Here is a 20,884-nt window from a genome sequence, read left to right as displayed (position 1 = left end):
GCTTCGGCCTCGACCGTCCAGGGGCCCGGCGGTCAGCTCTTGCCGGCGGGCTCGCCGATGGTGGGCTCGCCGATGGTGGGCGCCGTCCAGTCCCAGAGCCGGGCGGCCTTGCGCGCGGCCACGCCGCCGCCGGCGAGGTGGGTCAGGCGGGTCATCAGGCCGTACGTGACCGGGCTGGTGGACAGGCTGATCTTCGGGTCCTGCCTGGCCATCCGGGCCACCATCCGGCCGCGGGGCCGCCGGATGTGGTCGTAGCGCGCCAGAGCGGCCGGGACGTCGGTGGCGTCGGCGAGTCCGGCGGCCAGGACGGTCGCGTCTTCGAGGGCCTGGCACGCGCCCTGGGCGAGGAACGGCGTCATCGCGTGGGCGGCGTCGCCGAGCAGCGCCACCCGACCGTCCACGTAGGACGGCAGCGGATCGAGGTCGAAGATGTCGTGGCGCAGCACGGACGCCGCCGGCGTCCCGGCCAGCAGGTCCGGGATCGGGTCGTGCCAGCCACCGACGCGGGCGCGGACCTCGGCGAGGTCGTCGGCGTAGCGCAGGCCGGGCTCGCCCTGGCGGACGGTCAGGAACCAGAACACCCGCTGCCGGGTGAGCGGGTGCGCGCCGAACCGGGCGCCGCGTCCCCAGGTCTGGAACCCGGTGAACCCGTCGGCCGGCCACCCCGCACCCGGTTCGGTGACCCCGCGCCAGCAGAGGATCCGCTGGAAGACCGGAGCGGGAGCGTCCGGCCACACCGCCCGGCGGACCGCGCTGCGGATCCCGTCCGCCCCGACGAGCAGGTCGGCCTGTGCCGTCGCCGGCCCGCCCGGGGTCCGGTAGCCGACGGTCACACCGTGACCGGACTGCTCGACCACGGCCACCTCGGCGGCCGGCTGCACCACGCCGTCCGGCAACTGGGCGGCCAGCACCCGGTGCAGGTCGGCGCGGTGGTTGGCCAGCAGCGGCGTGTCCCGCCCCGGCCGGAACCGCATCAGGTAGCGGCCGTCCGGGGTGCGGAGCGTGGCTCCGGCCTCGGTCGGCACCGAGACCGCGCGGAACTGTTCGCCCACGCCCAGCGCGTCCGCCGCGCGGACCGCGTTCGGGGCGAACGACCAGCCCGCGCCGACCTCGCCGGGTTCGGCCGACCGTTCCAGGACGGTGACGGTCCACCCGGCCCGCCGCAGGCCGATTGCCGCGGCGAGGCCGCCGATCCCGCCACCGGCGATCACCGCTGTCCGGGTCCCCATGGTCATTCCGCCTTCCGCGTCGCAGGTCGTGGTGTGTTCGTCAGGAGTTCGGCCATCCAGGCGTAGACGTCGTGCGCCACGCGCAGCCGCTCGGCGCGGCCGCTGCCGGTCCCGGCCAGGCCGATGCCGTCGGCGGCGAGGTCGCGGAACTCGGTCAGGCCGGCGACGCGTCGCCGGATCACCGTTTCCCACGCGTCGTCGTCCACGCGGTAGTAGCTCGTCCGCGCACCCGGCCGGGTGCGCCGCCGCACGAATCGCGCGTCCGTCAGCACCCGCATGTTCGTGGCCAGCGACGCCTTGCTCGCCCCGATCGCCGCCGCGATCTGCCCCGCCGACTGCTCGGGCGGGTCGCAGATCATCAGCCAGCCGAGGATGCGGCCGGCGATCGGCGGCACCCCGTATTCGTCGGCGCAGAACATCGCCATTCGCTCGACCCAGTCGAGCACCTGCTCACGGTCCGCCACGCGAGCCACCTCCTCGGACTAGTTAGTTCAGTATGTTCTGAACTAACTAGTCGTCGCAACCCCGTGGTCGCGTTCGCGGCAAAAGCGGTGGACGCCGGCCCGGGCGGGCTTGTAGCTTGCGGGGGTCCGTGACACCACCCGAGGAGGTGAGACCCATGACCGCTGGATCGATGTGGGTGCTCCCCCGCCAGTCACGGCCGGGCGATTGACGTAGGTGTCGCCGGGAGCGCCGAGGTACTCCCGAAAGGCACCACCATGGACTCTTCGCCCTACGACGTCATCATCGCCGGGTGCGGCCCGACCGGCGCGACCCTGGCCGCCGAACTGCGGCGGCACGACGTGCGGGTCCTCGTCCTGGAACAGGACACCGAGCCCGCGTCCTTCGTCCGGATAGTCGGGCTGCACATCCGCAGCCTCGAGCTGATGGCCATGCGCGGGCTGCTGGACCGCCTGCTCCGGCACGGACGGCAGCGTCCGGCCGGCGGGTTCTTCGCCGCCATCCCCAAGCCCCCGCCCCCGGGCCTGGATTCCGCGCACGCCTACCTGCTGGGCATCCCGCAGCCGGTCATCGTGCGGCTCCTCGAGGAACACGCGACCGACCTGGGTGCCGAAGTCCGGCACGGGTGCGCCGTGGTCGATTTCGAGCAAGACCACGAGGGCGTGACCGTCGGGCTGGCCGACGGCGAACGACTGCGGACGCGCTATCTCGTCGGCTGCGACGGCGGGCGCAGCGCGGTGCGCAAACTGAGCGGCATCGGCTTCCCCGGCGAGCCCTCGCGAACCGACACGCTGATGGGCGAGATGGAATTCGCGGCGCCGCCCGCGGAGATCGCCGCCCGGGTGGCCGAAGTCGGGGAAACCCCCACGCGGTTCTGGCTGAGGCCCTTCGGCGAGGGCGTCTACAGCGTCGTCGTCCCCGCTGCCAACGTCGGCGATCGTGCGGTAGCGCCGACCCTGGACGATTTCCGGCAACAGCTCCGGGCGATCGCCGGGACCGACTTCGGCGCGCACTCCCCGCGCCGGCTGTCCCGCTTCGGGGACGCCACCCGGCTGGCCGAGCGGTACCGGTCCGGACGGGTGCTGCTGGCCGGCGACGCGGCGCACATCCACCCGCCCACCGGCGGGCAGGGCCTGAACCTCGGCGTCCAGGACGCCTTCAACCTCGGCTGGAAGCTGGCCGCTCAGGTCCGCGGCTGGGCGCCGGAGGGCCTGCTGGACACCTACCAGGCCGAACGCCGTCCGGTCGCCGACGCCGTATTGGACAACACGCGGGCCCAGATGGCGTTGTCGTCGAACGAACCAGGCGCGCAGGCCCTCCGGCGGCTGCTCGCCGAACTGATGGACTTCGACGAGGTCAACCGCCACCTGATCGGCAAGATCACGGCGATCGACCTCCGCTACGACTTCGGCGAGGGCCCCGACCTGCTCGGCCGCCGCCTGCGCGACATCGACGTCGAGCACGGCCGCCTCTACGACCGGCTGCACCGCGGCCGCGGCCTGCTGCTGGACCGCACCGGAAGCCTGACAGCCGGGGGCTGGTCCGACCGGGTCGACGTTCTCGCGGATCCCACCGCGGCCCTCGACGTCCCCGCCCTCTTGCTGCGCCCGGACGGTCACGTCGCCTGGGTCGGCGACGCCCAACGGGACCTCGACGAGCAGCTCGCCCGCTGGTTCGGCTCACCTCTCCGGTGAGGCCTCCGGCACGGCGGGCGTAGGCGATGCCGAGGCGCCGATCACCCCGGCATCGCCCAGCCCGGCCGACACCCCGAAGTACTCGCCGATCGAATCGAGCGCTGCGGCACAGCGTCGGCGGCGAACGTCTGGCCGATTTGCGGCAACCGCATCGCGTCGAAGCCGATGCGGTTGCCGGTCAGGTCTCCAAGCGTCCGATGCACGCGTTGAACGCCGTCGAGCTGTCCGTCACGAACGCCTTCCCGCCGGTTCCCGGACCCGCAGCGACGGCGCGAGAAAGACGATCCCGAAGGTGACCACGACCGCCGACGACAGCGCCCAGTGCAGGCCGACGCGGGTGGCGAGCGCACCCACGAGCACCGGTTCCACCAGGAACCCCAGGTACCCGCAGGCCGCGACGGCGGCGACCGCGCGGCCCGGTGCGTCCGCCTGCTTCCGGCTCGCCACGCTCCACGCGACCGGCACGATCCCGGCCACGCCGAGCCCGACGACCGCGAAGCCGACGACCCCGGCGACCGGCCACGGCGCCACGAGGACCACGGCGAAGCCGAGCACCGCGACCGCGGCCGCCACGCGGACGAACCGGACCGCGCCCGTCCGCGCCACCACGCGGTCGGCGACCAGGCGGACCGCGATCATCGTCCCGGAGAAGGCGAAGTAGCCGAGCGAGGCGAGCGCGGGCGTCGCGCCGGTGACGTCGGCGAGGTACACCGCGCTCCAGCTGTTGACCGCGCCTTCGGCGACGAACCCGCAGAAGGCGAGCACGCCCAGCGGCACCAGCACCCGGCTCGGCCAGGCGAAGGCCGCGTCGCCCTGCCCGCGGTCGGCACCGCCGAGGAACCGGGTGCCGGCCGCCCACATTGCCAGCGCGAGCAGCACCGCGCCGGCCACCGGGAAGTGAACGGACACGGGAACGTGCATGGCCTCCATCAGCGCGTCGACGCCCGAGCCCGCGAGGCCGCCGATGTTCCAGAACGCGTGGAAACCGGCGAAGATCGGGCGCCCGTAGCCGTCCTCGACGCGGGCCGCGTGGGCGTTCATGGCGACGTCGAGCAGACTGTTCCCGACGCCGAGCACGACGAGCGCGGCGAAGAACACCGGCGCGGACCACGCGAGCGCGACCAACGGCAGCCCCGCGCACAGCACGACCGCCCCGAGCACGACGGCTGCGCGGCTGCCGATCCTCGTGAGCAGGGCGCCCGCGGCGAGCAACGCGAGCACCGATCCGGCGGCGAGGCCGAAGAGCCCGGTCGCCAGCTCGCCGGTGCTCAACCCGAGCCGCTCCTGCACCGCGGGGACGCGGGCCAGCCAGGTCGCGAACGCGGCGCCGCACACCGCGAAAACGACGGAAACCCCCAGTCGAGCGCGTTTCAGTTCCCCAGTCATCCCGTCACCTTACGGATCATGGGCTCGGGCGCGGCAACCGTTCGAGTCCAGGCAAATCGTCTTCCGGACAGCCGCACAAGGCCCGCTCGCTCGCCTACGGTGGCCGGTGAGGTCTTCGCGCCACGACCGGTTCGCGGGCGCCGACCAGGACTTGCGTGTCCCGACGTGTCCGAAGTGGACACCGCGAGGCCTGACCTGCCATGTCGACCTCACCTACGTCCAGTGGACGAACGCGACACTGTTCCGCCACTGACGGGAGAACACGCCTCCTATCACCTTTCGGGGCGGATCAGTTGCGTAAGGTTCCTGTCATGAGTTCCGCCCCGACCGGCGATCGGCCCGGCTACCTGATCAAACGCGCCCAGCAGGCCCTGAACCAGGTCTGCACCGAGCGGCTGCGCCCCCTCGGACTGTCGATGTCGCAGTACGCCGTGCTGCGCGCGCTCGACGACCACCCCGGGGCGTCGTCGGCGGAACTCGCGCGGATCACGTTCGTCACGAGGCAGTCGCTGCGGGACGTCCTGGGCGGCCTGCAGTCGGCCGGGCTGGTCGCCGTCGCCGAGCAGGCGCCGTCCGGCCGCGCCCGGCCCGTCACGCTGACGCCGTCCGGCCGTGCCCGGCTGGACGCCGCCGAAGACCTGGTCACGCAGGTCGAAGAGCAGATGCTCGGCACTTTGCCGGCCGACCAGCGGCGCTCCCTGACGGAACTGCTGCGCAACTGTGTCGGCAACTTGGCTTGACGAGTGTCGTATAGTCGCTTCCGACTAATAGGGAGCGACTAGTGCCGCCTCGCAAGATCCGCAACACCCTCGCGCTCGCCCTGCTCGGCCTGCTGCTGGAACGCCCGATGCACCCGTACGAAATGGCGTCCACGCTGCGCGAGCGCCACAAGGGCTCGACGTTCAAGATCAATCCCGGTTCGCTCTACGACACGGTGGAGGCCCTGGCCAAGCACCGCTGGATCGAGCCCGTCGAGACGGTCCGCGAGGGCAACCGGCCGGAGCGGACCGTCTACGCGCACACCGAACTCGGCCGTCAGGAGTTCGTCGCCTGGCTCGACGAACTGGTGCGCGAGCCGGTCGCGGAGTACCCGAAGTTCGTCGCCGCGGTGAGCTACCTCGGCGCGCTCGGCCCGGAACGCGCCGCCGACGCCCTGGAGGAACGCGCGCGCCACCTCGCCGAACGCATCGGCGGCGCGGACACCGCGCTGGCCGAAACCGTCGGTCAGGGCGCGCCGCGGCTGTTCATGATCGAGGTCGAGTTCGTCCGGCACGCCTGGCAGGCGGAGCTCGACTGGGCGCGCCGCACCGTCGCCGAAATCCGCTCCGGGTCGCTGCCGTGGCCCGAAAACTTCTGAGGGGAACCGTGTCCGATCCCGATGTCCTCGTCGCCGGCGCCGGTCCGGCCGGCCTGCTGCTCGCCGCGGAACTCGCGCTGGCCGGCGTCCGCACCACGGTCGTCGAACGCCTGCCGGAGCGCCCGCCGTACTGCCGCGGCTTCAACCTGAACGCGCGGGCGCTGGACCTGCTGGCCCGCCGTGGCCTGGCCGAGGGGCTGGTGGCCGAAGGGCACCGGGTGCCGCACGCGCCGGTGACCGGCCTCCCCGGCCCGCTGCTGCTCGACGGCGCGGCGACGGACCACCCGTTCTCGCTGGGCATCCCGCAGACCCGCGTCGAAGAAGTCCTGGAGGCGCGGGCGCTCGAACTCGGCGCCGAAATCCTGCGCGGTCACGACCTGCGCTCGTTCACCCAGTCCGCGGACGACGTCACCGCGGTGGTCCACAATGGACGCTTCGGCCGGACGATCCGGGCACGCTTCCTCGTCGGCTGCGACGGCGGCCGCAGCACGGTCCGCAAGCAGGCGGGCATCGACTTCCCTGGCGTCGACGCGCGCTGGTACGCGCTGCTCGGCGACGTCGAATGCGACCTGCCGTACGGTCCTTCGGCGGGTCCGGACGGCCGGAGCCTGTTCGTGATCCCGCGGCCGGGGTACGTCCGGATCGTGGTCCGGGAGGACGACCCGCCGAAGGACAAGGACACACCGGTCACGCTCGAACGGTTGCAGGCGCAGGTGGACGCGGTGCTCGGCCGCCACGTCGAGCTGCGCGCGCCCCGCTGGCTGAGCCGCTTCGGCGACGCGGCGCGCTTGGCCTCGCGCTACCGCGAAGGCCGGGTCTTGCTGGCGGGCGACGCGGCCCACATCCACCCGCCGGCGGGGGCGATCGGCGTGAACGTCGCCCTCGACGACGCGTTCAACCTGGGCTGGAAACTCGCGGCAACGGTACGGGGAACGGCCCCGGAAAGCCTCCTGGACACCTACCACGACGAGCGGCACGCGGCGGGTGCGCGCATCCTGGCGAACACGCGGGCCCAGGTGGCCCTGGAGGAGCAAGCGGCGGAGCCATGGGCGGACCTGATGCGGCGCGTGGCGGCCCACCCGGCGGGGAAGCGGGCGCTGGCGGAAATCATCACGGGCTTGGACGCGTGCTACGAGCCGGGCGGTCACCCCTGGCTGGGACGGCTGGTTCCGGATGTGCCGCTGCGGGTTGCGGGGGCGGAGACGCACCTGGCGGCCCTGCTGCACGCCGGTCGGCCGGTGCTGGTGGATCTGACGGGCTCGTTCGCCGCCTGGTCGCCCGGGGTGGCGGTGGTCGCGGCTTCGAGTCCGTCCATTTCGGACGTCGAGGCGGTGTTGCTGCGACCGGACGGGCACGCGGCTTGGGTGGGCACGATGGGCTCGGGCGATGCGGGACTGGCGGAGGCGGTGCATCGGTGGGTGGGCGATGTCCCGGTGCCGGTGTCCGCGTGATCGCCGGGGGCGGGGAGGCCGGGAGCTTCCCCGCCCCGGGCGTGGTTGCGACGAGGTGCTGCGCCGTCGGGCCGACGAGTTCTCCACAGGCCGGGCGCCCTGTGGACAATCCTCAGCGAGGGCGTTCCAGGACCGCCCGTTGCTCCACCCGGCCGTCCAGGATGAACTTGCTGTGCACCGTGAATCCGAGTTTCGCCACCACCCGGGCCGACGGCTTGTTCGCCGGTTCGAACACCGCCAGCAAGCGGTCCGTCCAGCCCGACTCGAATGCCCGGTCGCGGATCGCCGTCGTGGCTTCCGTTGCGTAACCGTGGCCCCAGGACGATGGGGCTATCCACCAGCCCATTTCCACCGCCGGGCGGCCCAGGCCCGACTCCGTTGCGCTGCGGCTGACCAGGGACACCACTCCGTCGAACGAACCCGGCGCCACCGATATCGCGAACCAGCCGAAACCGTGCTCCGCCCAATGGGACAGCGTCGCGCGGTGCTTGGCCAGTGTGTACTCGGGGCTCCACGGCTCCCCCGTTCCCACGTAGCGAACCGTTTGGGGGAGCTGGGCCAACGCGAACAAGCCGTCGTAGCAGTCTTCCGACCACGCGTGCAGCGTGAGCCGTTCCGTGGTGATCAGCACCGGTGCCACTCTAGTGGCGGGCCACCAGGGCGGCGATGCCGTCGAGCTGGCGCTGCAGCCCGAACTCGAACGCCTCGTCGAGGTCGACGTTCTCGACGCCGGTCATCACCTCGGTCAGCGTGGGGAACCGGCCCGATTCGAGGAACCGGGTCAGCAGCGCCATGTCCGCCTGCAGGCGCTGGTCGCCCGTGATGCCCGTGTCCTGCTCCGCCTGGACCTCGAACGCGTTGCTCACCGCGAGGCCGCCGACCCAGCCGTTCAGTGTCATGATCACTTGCAGCTTCGCCCGCCGCTTCAAGCCGGTGCCGGCCAGCGCGCGCAACGACCAGTCGACCAGCCGCAGGCCCGCCGCCACTATCGGCGGGCGGACCAGCGAATTGAGCAGGATCGGCGCCAGCCACGGGTGACGGCGGTACGCCCGCCACTGCGCGCGGGCGGCGAGCTCGAGGCGTCGCCGCCACGGCTCCGGGCCCGGTTCCGGCAGCTCCGCCTCCCCGAGTGCCACGTCGGCCATCAGCCGCAGCAGCTCGTCCTTGTCCGGGACGTGCCGGTACAACGCCATCGGGCCCACGCCGAGCTCCGCCGCCAGCCGCCGCATCGACAGCGCCGCGAGGCCCTCGGCGTCGGCCAGCGCGATGGCCGCGCGTACCAGGGTGTCCCGGCCGAGGGGCGGCTTGGCGGGCGTCCGGTCGGCCACGACCGTGCCGCTGCCCGGCACCGCGCGCACCCAGCCCTGCTCGCCCAGCGCGGACAGGGCCTTCGCCGCGGTCGCCATCGCGACACCCCACTCGCGGACCAGCGCGCGGGTCGACGGGACGCGATCGCCCGGCCGCAGCTCGCCCGCGGTGATCCGGCGACGCAGGTCCGCCGCGATCCGCAAGTAGGGCGCCTCGGCCACGAAATCCCCGATCCGTACTAGAACAGTTGCCGATCAGTGGTAGAACAGTTTCAGGGTACTCCCCTATTAGTTCCCGTCATTGTTGTCGTTCAGCTCCCCCGGTCCATACGGTCCGGATACACCGTATGGAACTAGGGGGCAACATGACGGCAACTGAACAGGCGACTTCGGCAGTCCGCGTCGCGACACCGTGGTGGCGACGCCCGTGGGTCTTACCGCTGGGCCTGCTCGTCACGGCCTTCCTGGTGTTCTCGCTTCCGCCGTACCTCGGGCTCGACCCGGCCCGGTCGCGGATCCCGGCGCCCACCGGCTGGTACTACCCGGTGCTGGTCACGCACATCGGCTTCGCGACCGTCGCCATGGTGACCTGCGCGCTGCAGATCTGGCCGTGGCTGCGGCAGAAGCACCCGGCGGTGCACCGCCGCACCGGCCGGGTGTACGTCTTCGCCGGCGCGATCCCCGCGTCGATCGCCGGCTTCGTCATCGCGCTCGCGGCGCCGTTCGGGCCGGTCGGCGCCGTGTCGAACGTCCTGCTGGCGCTCCTGTGGTTCGGCTGCACCGTGCAGGGCTACCGGATGGCGCGGGCGCGCCGGTTCGGCGACCACCGCCGCTGGATGGTCCGCAGCTTCGCGCTGTGCATGTCGATCATCAGCAACCGGATCTGGGGCGTCGTCTGGGCCATCGTGCTGACACCGCAGCTGGGCACGACGTTCGGCGGCAGCGAAGTCGCGCTGGGCCAGGCGATCGCCGGGATCACGACGTGGACCGGGTGGGTGCTCCCGCTGCTGGTCGCCGAGTGGTGGCTCGGTCGCCGCCCGCGCCGCCGCAACGCACCGTCGCCGGCGTAGCCCGGCCGGCCTGTGGCCGGGCACCGGGCGCGGCCGCACAACGATGAGCGGAACGCCACGGGGGTACGGCTCGGCTACCGCGTCGGACGTGTCACGGAGTGCGCGGCAACGCGAGCCACTCCTGCCAGCTGATGTCGCGACCCAGGAAGCGGGGCTCGCGGAACGGCCAGTCGGCGGCGATCCACTGCGGCACCAGCGCGTCGAGCGCACGCTCCACGTCGCTGCCGACGAGGTCGTCCACCACCCACCAGGACACTTCGCCGTCGGAACCCGTGCGCTCGGGCGGGTCGATGTACACACAGCCCAGGATCGCGGTCTCCGCCTCGTCCAGCAGCGCGTAGTTGAACGACTGGTGCGCGGCTATCTCCTTCTCGTGCCGCAGCAGGTCGAGGCGGTCCTCTTCGTAGGTCATCGTCTCCTTGGGCCAGGACCAGGCCGGACCGAAGATGCTCCACAAGCGCTCCCGGGAACCCATCACGGCGGGGTAATCGAGAGCAGTGTCGGCCTCCCGGATCGGCCGCAGGTGAAGTGCGGTGCCGGGCACGGGCGTGTGGACGGGGTGGACGAAGTCCTCGGGCAGCCAACTCATAGCCGCCGAGGCTACACAGCCGGTCTCCGTGGCCCGCGAAGATCATCGCGGACTGAGTCACCACCGGCCGGCGTCCGCGAGCAGGGCGTCCCGCACCGCCGCGGGCCCCGGGCGGCACGGTTCGGTCCGGCTGACGACGTACAGCGTGTTGATCGGTGGCTCTTCCGGCTCCAGCAGCGCCACCACCTCCCCCGAGGCCAGCTCGGCCGCGCAGAGGTACCGCGGCAGCACGCTCACGCCGAAACCCGCCCGTACGCATGCCAGCACTGCGCGCAGGTCCGGGACGACCACCGCGGGCGCCGCGGGCGGGCGCGTGCCCAGTACCGACCGCCAGTAGCGGCGGATGATCGGCAGGTCCTCCGCGTACGCCACCAGCGGCGCGGTCCGCGGGTCGCCGGAAAACGCGCGCGGACCGACCAGGACGAACTCCTCGTCGGTCAGCGGGGTGGCCGTGAAGCCGCGGCCGCGGGGGCGGATCGTCGAGACCACCAGGTCGAAGCGCCGCTGCGTCAGGCCCGCCAGCAGGTCGTCGGCCAGGCCGAACGTCACCCGCAGGCGGAGTCCGCGGGCCACCAGGCCGGCCAGTGCGGGCAGGACGCGAGCCGTGGTCAGTTCCGTGGGCCCGGCCAGGTGCACCGGTGTCGCGAACGGGTCGGGCCGCCCGGGCGTGACGTCCGCCAGCGCGTCGATGTGCGGGGCGATCCGGGCCGCCAGCTCGTCGGCGGCTGAAGTCGGGGTCACGCCGCGGGCGCGGCGGACGAACAGTTGCCGGCCCAGTTGCTCCTCCAGGGCCCTGACCTGCGCGGTCACCGTCGGCTGGGACAGGCCCAGTGACGGTGCCGCGCCGGTCAGTGAACCGGCCCGGTGGACGGCCAGGAACGTCCGCAGCAGGTCGAGGTCCAGCTCAGTCCTCGACCAGCTCGATCGAGTCCACCACGTTCGGGTAGAACGCGACGTGGTCCTTGATCGGCGCGACCGCGTCGTACGGCTTCTCGTACGTCCAGACCGCGTTCTCGCCCTTCACGTCACCGGCGTTCAGCGTGTAGTAGCCGGCCTCGCCCTTGTACGGGCAGTACGTCTCGTGGTCGGTCCGCTCCAGCACGCTCGCGTCCACGTCCGCCAGCGGGATGTACTGGACCGCCGGGTAGGACGCTTCCTGCAGCGTGAGCGCCTTGCGGCTGTCGGCGACGACGCGCCCGCCCGCCTTGACGACCACACGGGCCTTCGTGGGCTCGACGGTGATCGGGTGGTCCGGGCCCGGCTGAAGAACCTGCTTCGCCATGTCAGCTCCCTAAGAGTCCTGTGTACAGAGAGCAGCACGCCGGGCCCGGCCGATATTCCGCGATCGGGCCAGGTAGTACATCGGGTTCGGCAATTTGACCGGACGCAGGGCGTAGCCGCCTTCGAGGTCGCTGACCTGGTCACCGAGGTTCAGCACGATTTTGGCACCCGTGGCCTCGATGGGCGCCCACGTGCCCGACCGGGAGTTCCACCCCTCGAAGGTTCCCGTTCACTTCTCCGCGCGACACAGGAAAGCCACCGGAGAGCGCCCGATGCGCGTGAGGACCACCGACGCTTCGGCACCACCGCGGGGCTTCAGCCGCCGGCGCAGCGCGTCCGGGTCGACGTCCAGGCCCCGCACCAGGATTTCCAGCCGCCCGACGTCGTGCCGCTTGAGGAGGGCCTTCAGTGCCTTTTCACTGTACGGTCCCCGCTCCAGGACGCGGAAAGCCCGCACGCCGGGCGGCGGAACGTCACCGGTCAGGTACGCGATGCGTTCGTCCAGTTGCCACAGCCCGTGCCGCGCCGCATAGTGCCGGACCAGTCCCGCGCGCACGACGGCGCCGTCGGGGTCGACGATCCACTCCCCCGGCTCCCGCACCGGCAGTTCGTCCGGTTCCGCGTCCGTGACCGTCCACCGTGTTCCGTCCGAGCGCAGCACGGTGGCCCGGCGGGTCACGCCGGTGCCGAGGCCGCGCCAGAGGCACGACTCCCGGACCTGACCGTCCAGGGACACCAGCTCGACCTCCTCGGCCCACGGCGTGAGCGCGAAGTCGAGGCCGGGCGCGCACTTCACGGACAACGCTCGTCCCGGGTACGCCTCGACCAGCCCGTCCAGCGGTGGAGCGAAGTCGGCGGGTTTCCACGCCCGGCGTCCCGCGGAATCACGCCGGGCGGGATCGGCGACGACGACCCCGGACCGGCTCACCGGCCGCAGCGCGTCGGCCCGTGCCAGCCCGAAGCCGACCCCCGCGGCCAGACCGTTGTGCCGCGCCATCTCCAGCCGCACCGGGTCCACATCGGACCCCAGGGCCGACCGCGCCACCCGCGCGATCTCGACCAGGTCGGCGCCCACCGAACACGTGACGTCGTGGACGTCGAGCCCGGCCAGCCGCAGCGCCCGGTGCCGCGCCACGATCGACGCGCTCGCCTGCTGGAGCGCGTCGGAGGTGAACAACCAGTCCACCCCGGACAGCTTGCCGACGGCTTTCCGGCGCAGCAGCACGGTTTCCAGCACCGCGGCCGCGCGCTCCTCGCCCACGAGACGGCGGACGGCCGCGACGGACGTGATCCGGTCGGTCAGCGACAGGGCCGAAACCTCGGCGAGCGCCGCCCCACCCGCGGCGGACCGCAGGTAGGCGACGTCGCCGAGACTGAACGAATAACCCAACTCAGGACGGCCGCTTGGTCCCGGTGATCATGACGTTGTAGAACAGCTCGCGCGGCAGGACCTTCGCCAGCACCTTCTTGTCCACGGCGGACAGCCGCAGCCACAGGTGGTAGGCGAACATCCGCCAGCGCACGGTGAGCTTTTCCGGCGGCACGGCGGCCTCGAACGTCCGGATCGGCCAGCCGGCCAGCGCGGCGGCGAACTCCTCGGTCACCGCGCGGACGTCCTGGGCCCCCGCGCCGCGGGCCCACGACTCCAGCTCGGACGGGTCGAACGTGTGGATGTCGACCACGGCTTCCAGAGCGGCCGCGCGCGACGATTCGTCCAGTTCGGACTGCGGACGCCGCCAGCCGCGCAGCGCGGGCAGCTTCGTCACGCGGGTGGTCAGGAACCAGGTGAACTGGCCGAGCTTGCGGGCGTAGAAGTCGCCGATCTTGGTCGGCTCGCCGGCGAAGACGAACCGGCCGCCCGGCTTGAGCACGCGCAGCACCTCGCGGAACGCCGCCTGGACGTCCGGGATGTGGTGCAGCACCGCGTGCCCGACCACCAGGTCGAACGTGTTGTCGTCGTAGGGGATGCGCTCGGCGTCGGCGACCCGGCCGTCGACGTCGAGGCCGAGCTTCTCGGCGTTGCGCAGCGCGACCTGCACCATGCCGGGCGAAAGGTCGGTGACCGACCCCTTCTTGGCGACGCCGCCCTGCATCAGGTTCAGCAGGAAGAAGCCGGTGCCGCTGCCCAGCTCCATCGCGTGCTGGTAGGGCTGGCCGTCCTCGCCCGCGACGGCGTTGAACACGTCGGTGGCGTAGGAGATGCAGCGCTCGTCGTACGAGATCGACCACTTCTCGTCGTAGGTGCCGGCTTCCCAGTCGTGGTAGAGCACGTTCGCCAGCTTGGGGTCGGCGTAGGCCGCCTGGACCTCTTCGGCGGTGGCGTGCGGGTTCGGCGCCGGGTCGTTCACGTCGGTCAAGGCGTCATTTCCCTTCGAAAGTGGCCTTGCCGGGCCCGTTTTCGATGAACGACTTCATGCCGTTCTGCTGGTCTTGGGTCGCCCAGAGCGCGGCGAACAGGTGCGATTCGAGCTTGAGCGCGTTCGGCAGGTCCATGTCGAGACCGCCGTCGATGGCCGCCTTCGCCGCGCGCAGCGCCACGGCGGGGCCGTTCGCGAACTGCGACGCCCACTTGTGCGCGGCCGCGTAGACGTCGTCCGGGGCGACGACCTCGTCGACGATCCCGAGGGCCAGCGCCTCTTCGGCCTTGACGAACCGTCCGGTGTAGACGATGTCCTTGGTCCTGCTCGGCCCGATCAGCCGGGCCAGGCGCTGGGTGCCGCCCGCGCCGGGGATGACGCCGAGCTGGATCTCGGGCTGGCCGACCTTGACGTTGTCGCCGGCGACCCGGCGGTCCGCGGTCAGCGCCAGCTCGAGACCGCCGCCGAGGGCGTAGCCGGTGATGGCCGCGACGACCGGCTTCGGGATGTTCGCGATGGCGGCCAGGGTGCCGGTGAGGGTCGCGCCGAACTTCGCGATTTCCGGGTAGGTGCGGGTGGCCATCTCCTTGATGTCCGCGCCGCCCGCGAAGGTCTTCTCGCCGCCGTAGAGGATCACCGCGCGGACGTCGTCACGCTCGGTCGCCTCCTTCGCCAGCTCCGCGAGCTCGGCGGTGACCTGGGCGTTCAGGGCGTTGACCGGCGGCCGGTCGAGCCGGATGGTGCCGACCCCGTCCTTGACCTCCAGGGTTACGAACTCTCCCACGCCCATCCTCCTCGTTGACGAGTTGACGATCTGCCAGCACGCTACCGGTCGGTAGGGACAGCCTAGCGACGGCGGGCGAAGAAGCGATCCCCGGAACGCTCGAGCACGAGGTCCTGGTCGAACGTCTTCGACAGGTTTTCGCTGGTGATGACGTCGTCGACCAGCCCGGCGACCACGGCGTGGCCGTCACGGAGAAGCAGCGCGTGGGTGAACCCCGGCGGGATCTCCTCGACGTGGTGGGTGACCAGGACCAGGGCCGGCGCGTCCGGGTCGAGGGCCAGGGCCGACAGCCGCGCGACCAGGTCCTCGCGGCCGCCGAGGTCGAGACCGGCCGCGGGCTCGTCGAGCAGCAGCATCTCCGGGTCGGTCATCAGCGACCGGGCGATCAGGGCCCGCTTGCGCTCGCCCTCGGACAGCGTGCCGAAGGTGCGCTCGGCCAGGTGCCCGATGCCCATCGCGTCGAGCAGCTCGGTCGCGCGGGCGGTGTCGAGGGTGTCGTATTCCTCACGCCAGCGGCCGAGCACCGCGTAGCCGGCGCTGACCACGACGTCCTTGACCAGCTCGTCGCCCGGCACGCGCTGGGCGATGGCCGCCGAGGTGAAGCCGATGCGCGGGCGCAGGTCGAAGATGTTGACCCGGCCGATCCGCTCGCCGAGGAGGTCGACCTCGCCGGTGGTCGGGTGCAGCTCGGCCGCGGCGAGGCGCAGCAGGGTGGTCTTGCCCGCGCCGTTCGGGCCGAGCACCACCCAGCGCTCGTCCAGTTCCACGGTCCAGTCGAGGCCGGCGAGGAGGTCGTTGGTCCCCCGGCGGACGCCGACACCGGCCATCCGGACCACGAGGTCGTCAAGTTCGCTGGGCTGGATCGGCTCGCTCACGAGGCCCATTCTGTCTGCCGTCGCGCGCGCGTGCGCACCCGCCCGGGTGAGAGCGTGAACACGCAGGTCGGGAAGTGTCCACGACGTGGAACACCGCACCGCGGAAGAGCCGCCGGGGCCGTCGTTGTGGCAGGATCGCGGGCATGTCAGCCGACGCGCCCACCACCGGGATCACCCGGGGTTCGTTCTGGCGCCGTCGCACCATCGACCTGCTCCTCGTCGCTTCGGCCGGGTGTACGCGGGCGCGGCTTCGCTGATCCCTCGCGTCTTCTCGACGCGTGCGGTGCCGCGCTGCCCCCGCGTCCCGATCACCCCGCGTCCCGATCACCCCGCGTCCGAGGAGCACCCGCGTTGACCACTTCCCTGGTTCGCCCGCCCGTCGAAATCCACCCGCAGCTGACCGACCCGCTGCTGCCCGAGCTGCTGCACCCGTCGCGGCTGCTCTGGACACCGCGTGAGCTGGCCGACCTGACCGCCACCGTCACGACCGAGCTGGCTGCGGGCCTGCACGGCATCCTCCGGTTCGACGAGGACCGCCGCTGGTGGGCCCGGCTGGCGCTGACCGACGGCGTCGAGCTGTGGCTGCTGTCGTGGCTGCCCGGCCAGCGGACGAAGCCGCACGACCACGGCGGCGCGTCCGGCTCGTTCACCGTCCTGCAGGGTGAACTCGGCGAGGAGTACCGCTACCCCGGCGGGCCGATCCGGCGCCGCACGCACGTCACCGGCCAGGGCCTCGGCTTCGGCGCCGGCCGCGCCCACCAGGTCACGGGCATCGGTGACCGGCCCGCGGCCAGCGTCCACGCGTACTCGCCGCCGCTGGTGCCGACGCGGGAGTACGACACGCTCGCCGACGTCCCCGCAGAAATCCCGCCGCTGCCCGCTATCGTCCGGTCATGAGCGCTGTCGACTCGCTGCTGGCCTCCGCGCGAGCGGGCCTGGACCGGGTGACTCCCGTCCGGGCCCGCGAACTGCAGGAGGCGGGCGCGCTGCTGGTCGACATCCGGCCGCTGGCGAACCGCTCGGCGGAGGGCGAGATCCCGGGCGCGGTGATCGTCGAACGGATCCACCTGGAGTGGCGGCTGGCCCCGGACAGCGAATGGCGGCTGCCCGCGGTGACGCCGGACACGCGGGTGGTCGTGGTGTGCAACGAGGGCTACTCGTCGAGCCTCGCGGCGGCCGACCTGCAGCGGCTGGGGCTGCGCGGCGCGACCGACCTCGAGGGCGGGTTCCGCGCGTGGGCCGCCGCCGGCCTGCCCGTGCAGGACGGCGGCAGCCCGGCGGTGCCTTAGGCCGCTTGAGCCGCAGGGCGCCGACCCGGCTGGGCAGCCCCTGTTTTCCACGCCACCGAAGGGGACCGACGGTTTCCGGGTCGGCGCTGCTCAGCCCGCCAGCGCCGGGGCGACCTGCTGGGTGAACAGGTCGATGCCGGACCGGTCGTACGCGGCTTCCGGGAAGTTCAGGATCGCGTACGACATCCCGCGCTTGCCGAGCGCGGCGAGGTGCTCGGCCACCTGCTCCGGCGTGCCGACCGCCGGGCCGCTCGCGAAGGTGGCGACCGCCCGGGCGGCGTCCTCCGCTGGGACGTACTTCTCGTAGTGCGCCTTCAGCCAGGCCACCTTCTCCTGGACGGCCTGCTCCGTCTCGCCCAGGACGACGCTGAGGTTGCCCGAGCGCACGATCGCGTCGAAGTCGGTGCCGACGTCCTTGCAGTGCGCCGCGAGGATCTCCGACTTGCGCGTGAACGTCTCCGGCTCGGGGTAGAAGTTCGTGTACCGCGCGTACTTCGCCGCGATCCGGAGCGTCTTCTTCTCGCCGCCGCCGGCGATCCACAGCGGGATGCCGCCCTCCTGCGGCGGGAGCGGGCGGAGGATCGCACCGTCGGTCCGGTAGTGCTTCCCGTCCAATGTGGACGTTCCGGTGGTCCAGAGGTCCCGCATGATCTGCACGCCCTCGTCGAGCTGGCCCAGCCGCTCGCCGGCGGACGGGAACCCGTAGCCGTAGGCCCGCCATTCGTGCTCGTACCAGCCCGCGCCGATGCCCATTTCGACCCGGCCGCCCGAGATCAGGTCGGCCGTCGCGGCGACTTTGGCCAGGTAGGCGGGGTTGCGGTAACCCATGCAGGTGCACATCTGCCCGAGCCGGACGGTCTCCGTCGCGGCGGCGAACGCCGAGATCAGCGACCAGGCCTCGTGCGTGGCCTCCTCGGTCGGCACCGGCACGGTGTGGAAGTGGTCGTAGACCCAGATCGATTCGAAGGGGCCCGCCTCCGCGTGTTTCGCGAGGCCGAGCATGGTCTGCCAGTGGTCCGCGGGGTCGATGCCGGCCAGGTCGAGCCGCCAGCCCTGCGGGACGAACATTCCGAAGCGCATGCCACAACCTAACCCGGCCCCCGCGCCGGTGCGGCGTGATTTCTCCCTGGAGCCGCTCCAGGTCAGGCCAGCACGACCCGCGCCAGCTCCGCCGGGGTGGCCAGCAGCCCGTGCCTCGGCAGCACCCGGACCGTGTAGCCGATCGCCCCCGGCCGCGGCAGCTTCACGCGGGCGGCGAACGCGCCGATCCCGTCGCCGGTCATCGGGACCGTCACCGCGTCGTGCAGCTCGTCGTCGTCGCCCACCCGGCCGACCACCGCCTGGATGTCCACTTCGGACGGATCGAGGCCCGCCAGGTCGATGCGGGCCCTGATCGTCACCTCGGTGCCCACCACCAGCGGCTCGGTCGCCTCCACCAGCAGTTCCGAGTCGAAGATCCGCAGCCGCGGCCACGCCACGTCGAGCTTCGTGCGGTAGTCCGCCAGCGACAGGGCGCCGCGGTAGCCGTCGCCGGTCGCCGCCGCCACCATCCTCGACGCCGGGAGGTAGCCGTTGTCGACGTATTCGCGGACCATCCGGGACGCCTGGACCCGCGGCCCGAGCGTCTCCAGCGTGTGCCACACCATCGACAGCCAGCCCGTCGGGACGCCGTCGGGCGAGCGGTCGTAGAACAGCGGCGCGATCTGCTGGCCGAGCAGCTCGTACAGCGCCGCCGCCTCGAGGTCGTCGCGGCGCAGCGGGTCGGCGACGCCGTCGGCGGTCGGGATCGCCCAGCCGTTGCTGCCGTCGTAGCACTCGTCCCACCAGCCGTCGCGGATCGACAGGTTGAGCCCGCCGTTCAGCGCCGACTTCATCCCCGACGTCCCGCACGCCTCCAGCGGCCGCACCGGGTTGTTCAGCCAGACGTCGCAGCCGCGGTACAGGTAGCGCGCCATCGACATGTCGTAGTCGGGCAGGAAGACGATCCGGTGCCGCACGTCCGCGCCGTCGACGAACCGGACGATCTGCTGGATCAGCTGCTTGCCGTTCTCGTCGGCCGGGTGCGACTTGCCCGCGACGACGACCTGGATCGGCCGCTCCTCGTGCAGCAGCAGCGTGCGCAGCCGTTCGGGGTCGCGCAGCATCAACGTCAGCCGCTTGTACGTCGGGACGCGGCGGGCGAACCCGACGGTCAGCACGTCCGGGTCGAAGACCGAGTCGACCCAGCCCAGCTCCAGCGGGGACGCGCCGCGCTGCAGCCACGCGGCACGCACCCGGCGCCGCACCTCGTGCACCAGCTTCTCGCGCAGCTCCCGCCGCAGCTCCCACAGCTGGGCGTCGGACACGCCGTCGCGCAGCGGCCCTTCGCCGGTGTCGAGGCCCCACTCGCGGCCGAGCAGCGTGCTGAGCTCGCGCGCCACCCACGTCGGGCCGTGGACGCCGTTGGTCACCGACGAGATCGGCACCTCGTCGTGGTCGAACCCGGGCCACAGCCGCGAGAACATCTTGCGCGTGACGCGTCCGTGCAGCTGCGAGACGCCGTTCGCGCGCTGCGCCAGCCGCAGGCCCATGTGCGCCATGTTGAACAGGCCGGGGTTGTCCTCGGCGCCGAGCGCGAGGACGCGGCGCGGGTCGATGTCGGGCACCAGGCGTCCGTCGGCGAAGTACCGCTGGACCAGGTCCACCGGGAACCGGTCGATGCCCGCGCTGACCGGCGTGTGCGTGGTGAACACCGTCCCGGCGCGGACCGCCGGCATGGCCTCGTCGAACGCGAGGCCGTCGGCCTGGACGATCTCGCGGGCGCGTTCCAGGCCGAGGAAGCCCGCGTGTCCCTCGTTCGTGTGAAACACCATGGGCTGCGGGTGCCCGGTCAGCTCGCAGTACTTCCGCACCGCGCGGAACCCGCCGATGCCGGCCAGGATCTCCTGCCGCAGCCGGTGGTCGGCGTCGCCGCCGTAGAGCCGGTCGGTGACACCGCGCAGGTCTTCGTCGTTGGCCTCGGTGTCGGTGTCGAGCAGCAGCAGCGGCACGCGGCCGACGCGCGCCTGCCAGATCTGGGCGCACAGCTCGCGCCCGCCCGGCATCGCCACGCCGATCAGCACCGGACGGCCGCCCGCCGTGAGCAGCTCCAGGGGGAAGGCGTTGGGGTCGATCACCGGGTAGTGCTCGACCTGCCAGCCGTCCAGCGACAGCGACTGCCGGAAGTAGCCGTTGCGGTAGAGCAGCCCGACGCCGACCATCGGCACGCCCAGGTCGGACGCGGCCTTGAGGTGGTCGCCGGCCAGCACGCCGAGGCCACCGGAGTAGTTCGGCAGGGCTTCGGTGACGCCGAACTCCATCGAGAAGTAGGCGACCGCGGACGGCAGGCCGTCGGTGCCTTCCGCGTCACGGCGCTGGTACCAGCGCGGCTCGGTCAGGTACCGCTCCAGGTCCGCGGCCGCCGCGCGAGCGCGTTCGAGGAAGTCGTCGTCGACGGCGAGCTCGTCCAGGCGGGCCGGCGGCAGCGCGGTGAGCATGCGCAGCGGGTCGCGCACGGCGTTGAAGAGCTCGGCGTCCATCGACGCGAACAGGTCGCGGGTCGGCGGGTGCCACGTCCAGCGCAGGTTGGTGGCCAGCGCGCCCAGGCCGGACAGGGAATCCGGGAGGCTGGCGCGGACGGTGAACCGGCGGACTGCACGCATGGGAAGCGACGATATCGGGCCGCGGCCCGCGATGCGCAGGAGGAGTTCGGGGATTACGTGCACGCTGCGCGAA

At 72.3% G+C, this 20,884-nt stretch carries 21 protein-coding genes and 1 pseudogene; 7 read left to right on the top strand and 15 right to left on the bottom strand.

Annotated elements, in window-relative coordinates; translation table 11 throughout:
• Positions 1-32: 32 nt before the first annotated feature.
• Together ACLJOU_RS37670 and ACLJOU_RS37665 are read right to left on the bottom strand one after the other, a co-directional pair.
• A complete protein-coding gene (locus ACLJOU_RS37670) occupies positions 33-1,229 on the bottom strand; it encodes an FAD-dependent monooxygenase (protein WP_410574059.1) in 1,197 nt (398 codons plus the stop codon).
• A 2-nt stretch (positions 1,230-1,231) separates the two neighbouring features.
• Positions 1,232-1,693, bottom strand: a complete 462-nt coding sequence (locus tag ACLJOU_RS37665; protein ID WP_410574058.1) for a GbsR/MarR family transcriptional regulator — start codon at positions 1,691-1,693, stop codon at positions 1,232-1,234.
• Between the two features lie 255 nt (positions 1,694-1,948).
• On the opposite strand from ACLJOU_RS37665, the gene ACLJOU_RS37660 reads away from it, so the two are divergent.
• Positions 1,949-3,385, top strand: a complete 1,437-nt coding sequence (locus tag ACLJOU_RS37660) for an FAD-dependent monooxygenase (RefSeq protein ID WP_410574057.1) — start codon at positions 1,949-1,951, stop codon at positions 3,383-3,385.
• A 228-nt stretch (positions 3,386-3,613) separates the two neighbouring features.
• Here ACLJOU_RS37660 and ACLJOU_RS37655 read toward each other — a convergent pair whose 3' ends face one another.
• Positions 3,614-4,771, bottom strand: a complete 1,158-nt coding sequence (locus tag ACLJOU_RS37655; RefSeq protein WP_410574056.1) for an MFS transporter — start codon at positions 4,769-4,771, stop codon at positions 3,614-3,616.
• Positions 4,772-5,082: 311 nt separating this feature from the next.
• On the opposite strand from ACLJOU_RS37655, the gene ACLJOU_RS37650 reads away from it, so the two are divergent.
• Genes ACLJOU_RS37650 through ACLJOU_RS37640 form a run of 3 tightly spaced genes read left to right on the top strand, consistent with a single transcriptional unit; the run spans position 5,083 to position 7,579 of the window.
• Complete coding sequence (locus tag ACLJOU_RS37650; RefSeq protein WP_410574055.1) at positions 5,083-5,511, top strand: MarR family winged helix-turn-helix transcriptional regulator; 429 nt, start codon at positions 5,083-5,085, stop codon at positions 5,509-5,511.
• 41 nt (positions 5,512-5,552) lie between these two features.
• Positions 5,553-6,128, top strand: a complete 576-nt coding sequence (locus ACLJOU_RS37645; protein ID WP_410574054.1) for a PadR family transcriptional regulator — start codon at positions 5,553-5,555, stop codon at positions 6,126-6,128.
• Between the two features lie 8 nt (positions 6,129-6,136).
• Entirely contained in the window at positions 6,137-7,579 is a 1,443-nt protein-coding gene (locus tag ACLJOU_RS37640; protein WP_410574053.1) for an FAD-dependent monooxygenase, read from the top strand.
• A gap of 112 nt (positions 7,580-7,691) precedes the next feature.
• Here ACLJOU_RS37640 and ACLJOU_RS37635 read toward each other — a convergent pair whose 3' ends face one another.
• On the bottom strand, positions 7,692-8,210 hold the full coding sequence (locus ACLJOU_RS37635) for a GNAT family N-acetyltransferase (protein WP_410574052.1): 519 nt from the start codon (positions 8,208-8,210) through the stop codon (positions 7,692-7,694).
• Between the two features lie 10 nt (positions 8,211-8,220).
• A complete protein-coding gene (locus ACLJOU_RS37630) occupies positions 8,221-9,108 on the bottom strand; it encodes a TetR/AcrR family transcriptional regulator C-terminal domain-containing protein (RefSeq protein WP_410574051.1) in 888 nt (295 codons plus the stop codon).
• 143 nt (positions 9,109-9,251) lie between these two features.
• Here ACLJOU_RS37630 and ACLJOU_RS37625 point away from each other — a divergent pair, with 143 nt between their 5' ends.
• Entirely contained in the window at positions 9,252-9,956 is a 705-nt protein-coding gene (locus ACLJOU_RS37625; RefSeq protein WP_410574050.1) for a DUF2306 domain-containing protein, read from the top strand.
• Positions 9,957-10,047: 91 nt separating this feature from the next.
• Here the strand turns inward: ACLJOU_RS37625 and ACLJOU_RS37620 are convergent, their stop codons facing one another.
• The 8 genes and pseudogenes from ACLJOU_RS37620 to ACLJOU_RS37585 form a co-directional block, all read right to left on the bottom strand.
• Positions 10,048-10,545: an N-acetyltransferase gene (locus tag ACLJOU_RS37620; RefSeq protein ID WP_410574049.1), complete on the bottom strand. Its 498-nt coding sequence runs from the start codon at positions 10,543-10,545 to the stop codon at positions 10,048-10,050.
• A 57-nt stretch (positions 10,546-10,602) separates the two neighbouring features.
• The gene (locus ACLJOU_RS37615; RefSeq protein WP_410574139.1) at positions 10,603-11,433 is read right to left on the bottom strand and encodes a LysR family transcriptional regulator; all 831 of its coding nucleotides are present in this window, start codon (positions 11,431-11,433) and stop codon (positions 10,603-10,605) included.
• A 16-nt stretch (positions 11,434-11,449) separates the two neighbouring features.
• Positions 11,450-11,827: a DUF427 domain-containing protein gene (locus ACLJOU_RS37610; RefSeq protein ID WP_410574048.1), complete on the bottom strand. Its 378-nt coding sequence runs from the start codon at positions 11,825-11,827 to the stop codon at positions 11,450-11,452.
• A gap of 9 nt (positions 11,828-11,836) precedes the next feature.
• A pseudogene (locus ACLJOU_RS37605) lies at positions 11,837-12,028 on the bottom strand (HAD family acid phosphatase); the annotation flags it as partial.
• Between the two features lie 27 nt (positions 12,029-12,055).
• Positions 12,056-13,216 carry a THUMP-like domain-containing protein gene (locus ACLJOU_RS37600; RefSeq protein ID WP_410574047.1) on the bottom strand — a complete coding sequence of 387 codons (1,161 nt, stop codon included), beginning with the start codon at positions 13,214-13,216 and terminating at the stop codon, positions 12,056-12,058.
• A gap of 1 nt (position 13,217) precedes the next feature.
• Positions 13,218-14,183 (bottom strand): class I SAM-dependent methyltransferase, encoded by a 966-nt coding sequence (locus tag ACLJOU_RS37595; protein ID WP_410574046.1) that lies wholly within the window; start codon positions 14,181-14,183, stop codon positions 13,218-13,220.
• 4 nt (positions 14,184-14,187) lie between these two features.
• Entirely contained in the window at positions 14,188-14,967 is a 780-nt protein-coding gene (locus ACLJOU_RS37590) for an enoyl-CoA hydratase/isomerase family protein (RefSeq protein ID WP_410574045.1), read from the bottom strand.
• 62 nt (positions 14,968-15,029) lie between these two features.
• On the bottom strand, positions 15,030-15,851 hold the full coding sequence (locus ACLJOU_RS37585) for an ABC transporter ATP-binding protein (RefSeq protein ID WP_410574044.1): 822 nt from the start codon (positions 15,849-15,851) through the stop codon (positions 15,030-15,032).
• Positions 15,852-16,193: 342 nt separating this feature from the next.
• Here ACLJOU_RS37585 and ACLJOU_RS37580 point away from each other — a divergent pair, with 342 nt between their 5' ends.
• Entirely contained in the window at positions 16,194-16,739 is a 546-nt protein-coding gene (locus ACLJOU_RS37580) for a cysteine dioxygenase (protein ID WP_410574043.1), read from the top strand.
• Positions 16,736-17,131 (top strand): rhodanese-like domain-containing protein, encoded by a 396-nt coding sequence (locus ACLJOU_RS37575; protein WP_410574042.1) that lies wholly within the window; start codon positions 16,736-16,738, stop codon positions 17,129-17,131. The genes ACLJOU_RS37580 and ACLJOU_RS37575 overlap by 4 nt, the downstream gene beginning before the upstream one ends.
• A gap of 90 nt (positions 17,132-17,221) precedes the next feature.
• Here ACLJOU_RS37575 and ACLJOU_RS37570 read toward each other — a convergent pair whose 3' ends face one another.
• The gene (locus ACLJOU_RS37570; RefSeq protein ID WP_410574041.1) at positions 17,222-18,211 is read right to left on the bottom strand and encodes an LLM class F420-dependent oxidoreductase; all 990 of its coding nucleotides are present in this window, start codon (positions 18,209-18,211) and stop codon (positions 17,222-17,224) included.
• Positions 18,212-18,273: 62 nt separating this feature from the next.
• Positions 18,274-20,811, bottom strand: a complete 2,538-nt coding sequence (gene glgP, locus ACLJOU_RS37565) for an alpha-glucan family phosphorylase (protein WP_410574040.1) — start codon at positions 20,809-20,811, stop codon at positions 18,274-18,276.
• Between the last annotated feature and the right edge of the window lie 73 nt (positions 20,812-20,884).

It is taken from the genome of Amycolatopsis sp. cmx-4-61, assembly GCF_046548775.1.
In the GTDB taxonomy this organism is placed as follows: domain Bacteria; phylum Actinomycetota; class Actinomycetes; order Mycobacteriales; family Pseudonocardiaceae; genus Amycolatopsis.
The sequence above is the reverse complement of the archived record's forward strand: the minus strand, read 5'-3'. Positions and strand labels throughout refer to the sequence as shown.